The organism is Streptomyces sp. 8L, assembly GCF_020176795.1.
Lineage (GTDB): Bacteria > Actinomycetota > Actinomycetes > Streptomycetales > Streptomycetaceae > Streptomyces.
In genome coordinates this window covers 1-1,450 of the sequence record NZ_JAIUKE010000873.1, presented here as the reverse complement: position 1 = coordinate 1,450, position 1,450 = coordinate 1, and the positions used below count along the sequence as shown (strand labels likewise).

The 1,450-nt window shown below is 69.0% G+C and carries 1 protein-coding gene; it reads right to left on the bottom strand.

Annotated elements, in window-relative coordinates; all coding sequences use genetic code 11:
• Positions 1 to 115: 115 nt before the first annotated feature.
• Complete coding sequence (locus LCE31_RS39605; RefSeq protein WP_441349438.1) at positions 116 to 1,381, bottom strand: IS701 family transposase; 1,266 nt, start codon at positions 1,379 to 1,381, stop codon at positions 116 to 118.
• Positions 1,382 to 1,450 lie beyond the last annotated feature (69 nt).

The window sequence follows — 1,450 nt, the reverse complement described above, 5'->3', positions numbered from 1 at the left end:
CTAGTAGTGCTTGGTCAGGTTGGTATCGGCTCTGGCATGTTGCGGTGACAGGTGGGGCAGGCGCCGGTCCAGACCGCGAGGAGTAACTGCAGTTCGCGGGCGACTCGGTAGAGGCTCAGGCCGGCGCCGTCTCTTTTGGGGACCGGGTGATGCGCTGGAGGGTGCAGAAGGCGTGCGCGACGGAGACGAGGGTGACGTGGTGGTGCCAGCCTCTCCAGGTGCGGCCCTCGAAGTGGGCCAGGCCCAGGGCCTGCTTCATCTCGCGGTAGTCGTGCTCAATGCGCCACCGCAGTTTTGCGGTGCGTACGAGGGTGGCCAGCGGGGTGTCGGGGGGCAGGTTGGACAGCCAGAACTGGACGGGCTCGGGCTCGGTGGCGGGCCATTCGGCCAGCAGCCAGCGCACCGGCAGTTCCGGGCCGTCGTTGTTCTTGCGGATCTCGCGTCCAGCGGGACGGATCCGCAGGGCCACGAACCGCGAGTACATGCGCTTCACACCGCTGCGACCTGTGCCCGGGCGGGAGCCTTCCCTCCACTGCACCGGCTTCGCGGCCCGCTTGCCGGCCTCGATGACCAGCCTCTTCACCGCCTGGGCCGGCTCGGGATACGCAGGCTGGGGCCGCGGGCCGCGCCCGCCGTAAGGCGGGGTGTGCGGCCGTGCCTCTTCCGGCTGGGCGGTGGTCGTGGTGGAGATCCCGACCACGTAGCCGAGCCCGCGTTCTTCCAGACCCAGCCGGAAGGCTGCCGCATCGCCGTAGCCGCCGTCGGCCACGACGAGCGGGACATCGATACCCCACGACCTGGTCTCGTCGATCATGTCCAGGGCCAGCTGCCACTTCTCGACGTGGCCGGTCTCTTCAGGGATGCCGCATGCGGTGCGGCGGGCGACCTTGGCCGGATCGGCCTTCGGCGAGCCGGGATCCCAGCTCTCGGGCACAAACAGCCGCCAGTCGACACAAGCCGACGCGTTGTCGCAGGCCAGGTGCAGCGAGACGCCGACCTGGCAGTTGGTGACCTTTCCGGCGGTGCCGGTGTACTGCCGGGCCACACACGCCGAGGCGTCCCCGTCCTTGAGGAAACCGGTGTCATCCACGATCAGCGCGGTCGGTTCGATCACGTGCTGCATCCGCCAGGCCAGGCGGGCCCGCACATGCGCCGCGTCCCACGGGCTGGTGGTGATGAAGTTCGCCAGGGCCTGCCGGTTGCCGTCCTCACCCAGCCGGGCGGCCATCGGCTCCACCGACTTACGCCGCCCGTCCAGCAACAGTCCCCGCATATAGACCCCGCCCCACCGGCGCTGATCCGCCCGTGCGAACGGCTCGAACATCTCTGCCGCGAAGTCCTCCAGATCGCACCGGACCGCGGCCAACTCCCCATCCATCACAACAGGTCAACGGAACAAGCGATCAAAGGGACACGCCACCGGCGAGTGAACCTGACCAGGCCCTACTAG